7 protein-coding genes are annotated in these 8,427 nt (G+C 55.0%); 1 reads left to right on the top strand and 6 read right to left on the bottom strand.

The window, feature by feature from the left end; genetic code table 11:
• Positions 1 to 234: 234 nt before the first annotated feature.
• Complete coding sequence (gene rfbC, locus HMPREF9161_RS00130; protein ID WP_009727637.1) at positions 235 to 792, bottom strand: dTDP-4-dehydrorhamnose 3,5-epimerase; 558 nt, start codon at positions 790 to 792, stop codon at positions 235 to 237.
• A gap of 11 nt (positions 793 to 803) precedes the next feature.
• On the bottom strand, positions 804 to 1,679 hold the full coding sequence (gene rfbA, locus HMPREF9161_RS00125; protein ID WP_009727636.1) for a glucose-1-phosphate thymidylyltransferase RfbA: 876 nt from the start codon (positions 1,677 to 1,679) through the stop codon (positions 804 to 806).
• Between the two features lie 96 nt (positions 1,680 to 1,775).
• On the opposite strand from rfbA, the gene HMPREF9161_RS00120 reads away from it, so the two are divergent.
• Complete coding sequence (locus HMPREF9161_RS00120) at positions 1,776 to 2,339, top strand: hypothetical protein (RefSeq protein WP_009727635.1); 564 nt, start codon at positions 1,776 to 1,778, stop codon at positions 2,337 to 2,339.
• A 265-nt stretch (positions 2,340 to 2,604) separates the two neighbouring features.
• Here HMPREF9161_RS00120 and HMPREF9161_RS00115 read toward each other — a convergent pair whose 3' ends face one another.
• The 4 genes from HMPREF9161_RS00115 to nifJ all read right to left on the bottom strand — a co-directional run bounded on the left by HMPREF9161_RS00115 (position 2,605) and on the right by nifJ (position 8,299).
• Positions 2,605 to 3,243, bottom strand: a complete 639-nt coding sequence (locus HMPREF9161_RS00115) for a hypothetical protein (RefSeq protein ID WP_009727634.1) — start codon at positions 3,241 to 3,243, stop codon at positions 2,605 to 2,607.
• A 35-nt stretch (positions 3,244 to 3,278) separates the two neighbouring features.
• Complete coding sequence (locus HMPREF9161_RS00110) at positions 3,279 to 3,788, bottom strand: hypothetical protein (protein WP_232213510.1); 510 nt, start codon at positions 3,786 to 3,788, stop codon at positions 3,279 to 3,281.
• A gap of 112 nt (positions 3,789 to 3,900) precedes the next feature.
• Positions 3,901 to 4,527 carry an NYN domain-containing protein gene (locus HMPREF9161_RS00105; RefSeq protein WP_198002147.1) on the bottom strand — a complete coding sequence of 209 codons (627 nt, stop codon included), beginning with the start codon at positions 4,525 to 4,527 and terminating at the stop codon, positions 3,901 to 3,903.
• 238 nt (positions 4,528 to 4,765) lie between these two features.
• Positions 4,766 to 8,299 carry a pyruvate:ferredoxin (flavodoxin) oxidoreductase gene (gene nifJ / locus HMPREF9161_RS00100; RefSeq protein WP_009727631.1) on the bottom strand — a complete coding sequence of 1,178 codons (3,534 nt, stop codon included), beginning with the start codon at positions 8,297 to 8,299 and terminating at the stop codon, positions 4,766 to 4,768.
• Positions 8,300 to 8,427 lie beyond the last annotated feature (128 nt).

The following is an 8,427-nucleotide window of genomic DNA, read 5'->3' as shown; positions in this document are numbered from 1 at the left end:
CTTCGTCAACCTTTGTCAACGATGTTGCATCTGGCTTCGGTTAGATTATCTCTAACCTCTCTGCATTGTGTAGTTTTCAGGGTACATTCCCGCGCTGATTTTGAGTTCATCAAAGACGCTTTTATCTTTTCTATGCCTCATCAGGGCGACTGTCATAATATATCACAACGGTTTTTCTTCGTCAAGTATTTTCTTCATCGTTTTTCGTTTTTCGCGAAAGCTTTCCCGTCTGCTTCAGGGGTAGACAAAGTTCAACTCCGTACGTTCCGCTAAAAGCGGTGCGGCGGCATCTTTTTCAGACAACACAACGGGGGAAAGGGGCCACGCAACACGGATATCAGGATCGTTCCAACGGATGTTGCCGTCACAATCCGGTGCATAGAGATTATCCGCTTTATACTGTACCTCAACGTCGTCGGTCAGTGTGATAAACCCGTGCGCAAAGCCCCGCGGGATGAACAGCTGACGGTGATTCTCGGCGGAGAGCTCCACCCCTACCCACTGTGCATAGGTCGGCGAACCCCGGCGGATGTCTACGCCAACATCAAAAACCGCGCCGCGGGAAACGCGCAGCAGCTTTGCCTGTGCCATGGGGTTCAGTTGATAATGCAGTCCGCGCAGCGTCCCCTTCCGGGCGGAAAAGGAATGATTGTCCTGTACGAAGTCAACACGGATACCCGCATCCTCCATGTTTTTTTGCGACCAACTCTCCATGAACCATCCGCGTGCATCGCCGAATACCTGCGGCTCGATGATGCGAACGCCGGGGATTTTTGTCTCGATAACCTTCATCCCGTATTCCCCTATCTATCGTATACGACGCGTTTCAGATAATCGCCGTATTCGTTCTTCGCGAGCGGCTCGGCAAGCCGCAGCACCTGCTCGGCGTCGATATAGCCCATACGGTAGGCGATCTCCTCGATACACGATATCTTGAGCCCCTGCCGAGCCTGTATGGTCTGAACAAACGCCGCCGCCGACAGCAGCGACTCATGCGTCCCCGTATCGAGCCACGCATAACCGCGCCGCAACCGCTCAACATGCAGTTTGCCCGCCCGCAGATAGGCGATGTTAACGTCCGTAATCTCGAGTTCTCCGCGTGCCGACGGCCGAATCGTTTGCGCAATGTCCACGATGTCCTTATCATAAAAATAGAGCCCCGTCACGGCATAGTTCGACTGCGGATGCTCCGGCTTTTCTTCAAGGGAGAGCGCATTCCCCTTCACGTCAAAGGAAACGACGCCGTACCGCTCCGGATCGGAGACGTAGTAGGCAAAGACGGTCGCCCCTTCCTCACGCCGGACGGCATGTTGAAGCGCCTGCGCAAAATCGGAGCCGTAGAAGATATTGTCCCCCAGCACAAGTGCGCATGCCTCGCCCGCAATGAAATCCGCACCGATGATAAACGCCTGCGCGAGTCCGTCAGGGCTCGGCTGCACGGCGTAGGAGATCGAGAGGCCGAGCTGACTGCCGTCCCCAAGGAGCGTACGATAGAGCTCGCTGTCGGCCGGCGTCGTGATGATGAGGATGTCACGAATCCCCGCGAGCATAAGCGTGCTGAGGGGATAGTAAATCATCGGCTTATCGTAGATCGGCATGAGCTGCTTCGACACGACCTTCGTCAGCGGATAGAGCCGCGTTCCCGATCCTCCCGCGAGGATAATTCCCTTTGTTATCATACGTCACCTCTCTATTTCGTTGATATAGTGTTCGACAAGGATGGAGGGTTTTCCTTTTCTGTGCTATGATAAGACAGAACACAAAGGAGGACTTTTATGAGCGAATCAGTCAATTTTTCCGTCGGCGAGCCCTTCCCCCTTCCTATTCTCGCGCAGGCAGACGGCGGTATGTTCCAAGCGGATAAAAACGGTATAATGTTCCTGCTCCAATTATCGCGCACAGACGCCATCGCCGTCGAAGCGTTTCGCACAGGCGAAATCGAACTCGCCGTCACGGAGGTGGACGGCATCCTGTTCTTTCTCTACCGTATCGACGGCATCTTCAAGGACGGCTGGGGCGACGCGCCGTTCTCCCTTTCCCTCGTAAAAGATGATCTCCTGCCAAATGAAAATGACCTTGCCGACCCAACCGTTCATCTTTACTTCGTCGACACCCGCCTCAAGATACTGCTTGCCCAACGAACGGCAAAAATACCGGAAGCATTTGCAGACGCTATCCGAAAGAATGTGCGGTCACAACTATCAAGGCCATGCCCGGCACGCGCATTCCAAAAGAAGGTCTCAATCATCTGGGCAAAATACAGCGCCGCAGATCTGCGCGCACGGGCAATAGCCACACATACGCTGCCGTTTGCTATCAAAACACATCCGATACAATGAACACTCCCCCGCATAGCGGGGGAGTGTTCATTGTATCGGATGCCCCTCGACCCTTTGCAATTGTCCTTTTGGGGTTGCTTCAGCGTTATGCGCCTCCCTCAGATGTTTTCTTTTGTTAAGCCAGCCGTCCCGGCTTTAGTCTATCAAATGAGAGATCATTTTCCACCGTTTGGGAACTTTTGAACCATGTGACGCGGGTCTTCTTTATACACAAAAACTGCTTTGCGAAGGCAGCAACACCTTGACAAAGCAGCCCAAAGGACCGTTAGAGTCCCAAGTCTCCCATCTTAATCTCTTCGACGCGGCCATGCTCCGTTTCAAACGCGAACCCCACGGTTGGATCGTTCTCGGAGTAATAAACATAATCCTCTCCGTAGACAAGATTCGGCTCTCCATAGATATTCCGCATTTCATCAACCGTTGTGCCGATATGCACGCCTTTCCCCGAGGCGAGCGCACTGTGCTCCGATATCTTGACCCGGCGGACAACCCCATCGACAAAATGAACGGTGAGGCCGTCCGCATATTCATACGCGGCCACTTCCTTGCCGGCATAACGCGTACTGCGCTCCGACTCGATATCCGTCGGTTGTCCATAGCGTGCGCAGACATCTGCCTCTCCCGCGCCGTAGGAAATATCCCCCAGCACGAGGGCTTCGGACATCATACGGCGCGCTGCGCCCTGTCCGTACGTATGATGCTGACGCATATTCTCCGCTTCACGTTTTGCGGCATCATCGGCAGAAAGCGTTTTCTCGACATCGGCACGCGAGATGCCGGCAGGTTTTCCATCCGCCCGCAGCAGCGGCACAGGATGCGTCCGCACAGTATCAATGATAAAACTCGCACCAATCCCCGTACAAGCGGCCACGCTTAGAAAAAGCGCACACGTTTTGGTCTTCAATGATGATCCCTCTTCCCTCGTCAAAGATAGTCGTCTTAGTCGGCCGTGCGGAGGCCCCCCATCGTAATTTCATCCACACAGTCGTTCTCTATCTCGAAAGAAAAGCCGATCGTCTGATCTTCATCGGCAAAATATACATAGCGATCGCCGTATAGCGCATCCGGCCGACCATATGCCGCGACAAGCGTATTCACATCCGTACCGACGGCAATGCCCGCGCGTGTCTGTATGCCGTTGCGGGCGTCGACCTCAATGTGCCGGACGAAACCGTCGTCAAAGACGATCTCAAAGCCCCTCCCATATTCCCATTCGGTCGCCCGGCCCGAGGAATAAGAAGCGCCGTATTTCGTCTCGACCTTATGCGGAGAGCCATAGACACTCCGAACATAGGATTCCGAGGCACCGTATTCGATGCCGCCGACGACCAGCGCGTCCTGAGGCACAGCGGCGCGCGCTGTCCCCATGGCGATGAGGCTCGCCGCGAACGCAAGCCCCGCGATCTTCTTCCCATGACTGAACATCACGGACACCTTCCTTGCTGCCATATACAATCCGTTGAAACTGACTCTACCGAGTGACATTATTATAGCCGGACACACTGAAAGCCCTCTGAATAATTTTTTTCAGAGGGCTTTCAGACGATATGGCCGGGAAAACTTATAATTCTTCCTCATCAATATAGATTTTGTCGTCCACGACTTTGAGGAAGCTCTGCTTCAGTATATCCTTCATGCTTTTGTTCTTCCCGTGCCCCTGCCTAATCTCTTGGAGTGGGATAATGCGGCAGAAGGTATTCATATCCATTCCATTGGCGAACGGAACTTCAAAGAGTGTGGACTTTGTCCGAATAAAGCACGTTTTTAAGTCGTACCGAGCCGTATGCGTCACTTCCGACTTTGGCAGGGAAACGAGCCGATATCCTTTCGCATGTACAGGCTGTCGGGTTGCCCGGCGCGCCGGGAGTTCTATCGAGGTAAGGTACTTCATATCAACGGACGTATGTCTCAAGCGCTCCATGATGACATTGTCTTCCGTAACCAAAACGATATGCTTCTTTGCATCCGTTACCGTCTGGATCACGGGAATGAAATCCCTATCGTGCGTAAATATGGCAAAGCATTCTGTGAGCGGCTCTTCATATATTGCACGAACGATAGCGGCGGTCATAAACATATCCGCGCTGTTCTTCCCGACAAAACAGGGGATAAATCGATACGGCACCGTCCAATGCGGCTGTACCTTACCGAACATATCCACTTGGACGATCTGATGCAGTCTGCGCATCCTCTTGCATCCCTCAAAAAAGAAGTGCGGCCCAACGTTTTCCGCATCCACAAACGCGTGAACTCTCATAAAATCCCTCCTTGCGGCAAGGAGAAGCCTCCGCACATCGTCCAACATGCAAACATCCGTGTTCCCTATGTTAATTCTCTTCGAATATACATCATTCCTTTTTTCCGCAGGAAAAAAGAAACCCGCCGCACAAATTTGTACGGCGAGTTCCCTCCATAAGACGAAACCGTTATTCTTTTCCGGCGAGTTTCTTGTAGCTGTTGTAGCGCGTCTCCGCATCCTTCTGCGTCTTTTCAAAGAGTGCGTCCGCGGCCTCGGGGAAACTGCTCTTGAGGCTGATGTAGCGGTTCTCGCCCATGAGGAACTCTTGGAACTTGGAGAAGTCCGGCTCCTTGGAATCAAGGATGAACGGATTCTTTCCCGCATCCGCAAGCTGCGGGTTGTAGCGGTAATTCGCCCAATAACCGCACTCGACGGCGAGTTTTCCTTCAAGTTGGGCGCAGCCCATGCCCTTGCGGATGCCGTGGTTGATGCACGGCGAGTATGCGATGATGAGGGACGGCCCCGGATAGGCCTCCGCCTCGCTGATCGCCTTCAGGACTTGGTTCTGATCGGCGCCCATATCCACCTGCGCAACGTAAACGTAGCCGTAGGAAATCGCCATCATGCCGAGATCCTTCTTCTTCGTCTTCTTCCCTGTTGCGGCAAACTCCGCAATCGCGGCTGCCGGCGTGGACTTCGACGCCTGCCCGCCCGTATTGGAGTAAACCTCCGTATCGAACACCATGACGTTGACGTCTTCGCCCGATGCGAGCACATGGTCGAGGCCGCCGTAGCCGATGTCATACGCCCAGCCGTCGCCGCCAAAGATCCACTGCGAGCGCTTGACGAAGTAGTCGTTGTCGCTGTAGATGCGGCAAAGGAGCTCGTCGCTGCCCTTTTCCGCTTCGAGCAGGCTCTTCAGCGCGCTTGCACGGTCGCGCGTACCCTCGCCCTCATCGCGTTTCTCGAGCCATGCCTGCATCGCCGCACGGAGCTCCTCGGAGCCTTTCTGCGCCGCAATCGCGTCGGTCATAGCCGCCGCAAGAGATTCGCGGATGGCCTTCGTGCCGAGATACATGCCGAGACCATACTCCGCGTTGTCTTCAAACAGAGAGTTTGCCCATGCGGGTCCCTGTCCCTGCGCATTCGTCGTATACGGCATGGCCGGCGCGCTGGCGCCCCAGATGGAGGAACACCCCGTCGCGTTCGCGATGAGCATGCGGTCGCCGAACAGCTGCGTAACGAGTTTGGCGTACGGTGTCTCGCCGCAGCCTGCGCAGGCGCCCGAGAACTCGAAGAGCGGCTTTTCAAACTGCGATCCGATGATCGTCGTTTTCTTCATCGGCGTATTCTTGATCGAGACCTTTTCCGGATCCACGCCGAAATCGAAGTACTTCTGCGCGTCGCGGAGCTTATCGTCGAGCGGCGTCATATCGAGCGCCCTGCCCGGGCAAACCTGCGCGCAGTTGCCGCAGCCGAGACAGTCGAGCGTCGAAACGGCGATCGTGAAATTGAGGTTCTGTGCCTTGCCCGGTTTCGACTTGACGGATTCAAATCCCTCGGGGGCCGCAGCCAATTCCTCGTCGGTTGTAAGCACGGGACGGATGGCGGCATGCGGGCAAACCAGCGAACACTGGTTGCACTGAATGCATTTTTCCTTGTTCCAAACCGGAACGGAGATCGCCGTACCTCGTTTCTCATATGCCGTGCCGCCCAACGGGAACGTGCCGTCCTCCATGCCCGCGAGGTCGGAGACCTTGAGTTTGTCGCCCTCCTGGCGGTTCATGACGTTTTGAATGTTCGTGATGAACTTCGGCATCCGCGGATTGACCTCGACCTCTTCGTCGGGCGCATCCTTCCACGCCGCGGGAACATTCACGCGGTGCAGAGCGGCAATGCCCTGATCGATCGCTCCGTTGTTCATGTTGACGACCTTTTCGCCCTTGCTGCCGTAGGATGTGACGACGGCGTCCTTAAGATACTTCACAGCGTCCTCAATGGGAATGATATTCGCGAGTTTGAAGAACCCCGACTGCATCACCATGTTGAAACGACCGCCGAGTCCGAGCTCACGCGCGATCTGAACGGCGTTTACCGTATAGAACTCAATGTCGTTCTGCGCGATATAACGCTTCATCGACGCCGGCAAATGCGTATCCAGTTCCTCGTCGCTCCAGACCGTGTTGAGCAGGAACTTGCCGCCCTTTTTGAGGCCTGCGAGCAGATCGTACTGACGGACATAGGACTGCTGCGAGCAGGAGATGAAGTCCGCCTTGTTGATGAGGTACGGACTGATGATCGGCGACTTGCCAAAGCGCAGATGGCTCATCGTGATACCGCCCGACTTCTTCGAATCATAGGCAAAATACGCCTGCGCGTACATATCCGTCTTGTCGCCGATGATCTTGATCGCGCTCTTGTTCGCGCCGACCGTACCGTCGGAACCAAGCCCCCAGAACTTGCACGCCGTCGTCCCTTCTTTGGTGAGGTTGACATCGCCGTGAATCGGCGTGAGGCTGCGATGCGTCACATCGTCCTCAATACCGAGGGTAAAGCTATGGATCGGATCATCCTTTTTGAGCTCCTCATAGACCGCAAAGACCTGATCCGGCGTCGTGTCCTTGCCACCGAGGCCGTAACGGCCGCCGACAATGACGGGGTTCATCCCCGAGCTGTAATACGCCGCCTTAACGTCGAGATACAGCGGTTCGCCGATCGATCCCGGCTCCTTCGTACGATCGAGTACGGCAATCTTTTGTACCGTCTTCGGCAGATACTTGAAGAAATGCTCGAGCGAGAATGGACGGAAGAGATGCACGGAAAGGAGCCCGACTTTCTCGCCCTGTTTGTTGAGATATTCGGAGACTTCCTGCGCCGTCTGGCAGATCGAACCCATCGCAATGATGATGCGGTCTGCATCGGGCGCGCCGTAATAGTCGAAGAGATGATGTTCGCGTCCCGTGATCTTCGCCATCTCCGCCATCGCGTCTTCAACAAGCTGCGGAATGGCGTCGTAGTATTTGTTGACCGCCTCGCGTCCCTGGAAGTAGATATCGGGATTCTGTGCCGTGCCGCGGATGACCGGATGCTCCGGATTGAGCGCGCGGCGGCGGAACGCGTTCACCGCATCCCAGTCGAGAATCTTCGCGAGGTCGGTATAGTCCACGACCTCAATCTTTTGAATCTCATGAGACGTACGGAACCCGTCAAAGAAATTGATAAACGGGATGCGCCCCTTAATTGCAACGAGATGCGCGACGGCGGAGAGGTCCATGACCTCCTGCACGCTCGACTCCGCGAGCATCGCAACGCCCGTCTGACGTGCCGCCATCACGTCTTGATGGTCGCCGAAAATATTCAGCGAAGATGCCGCGATCGCGCGTGCACTCACATGGAACACGCCGGGCAGGAGCTCGCCCGCGATCTTATACATATTTGGAATCATGAGCAGGAGTCCCTGCGACGCCGTATAGGTCGTCGTAAGAGCCCCCGCTTGGAGTGAGCCGTGCACCGCCCCCGCGGCGCCCGCTTCGGACTGCATCTCGATGAGGCGCACCTTCTGTCCGAACAGGTTCTTCATGCCCTTTGCCGCGAGCCCGTCGACATGCTCGGCCATCGGTGACGACGGCGTGATCGGATAAATTGCGGCCACGTCCGTAAACGCATATGAAATATAGCCGGCAGCCGTGTTGCCGTCCATTGTCTTCATTTTTCTGGCCATAGTACCGCTCCCTTCCCCAGAGAAATATGGATATATTTCCCCATCGTTTGAAAATATAACACACAGGAGTATAGAAATATATGACCTTCCATACTCTTCTGATAACAAGAATCAAAAAGAATATCTAT

It is taken from the genome of Selenomonas sp. F0473 (assembly GCF_000315545.1).
GTDB lineage: Bacteria > Bacillota > Negativicutes > Selenomonadales > Selenomonadaceae > Centipeda.
This window is presented reverse-complemented; position numbering and strand designations above follow the sequence as displayed.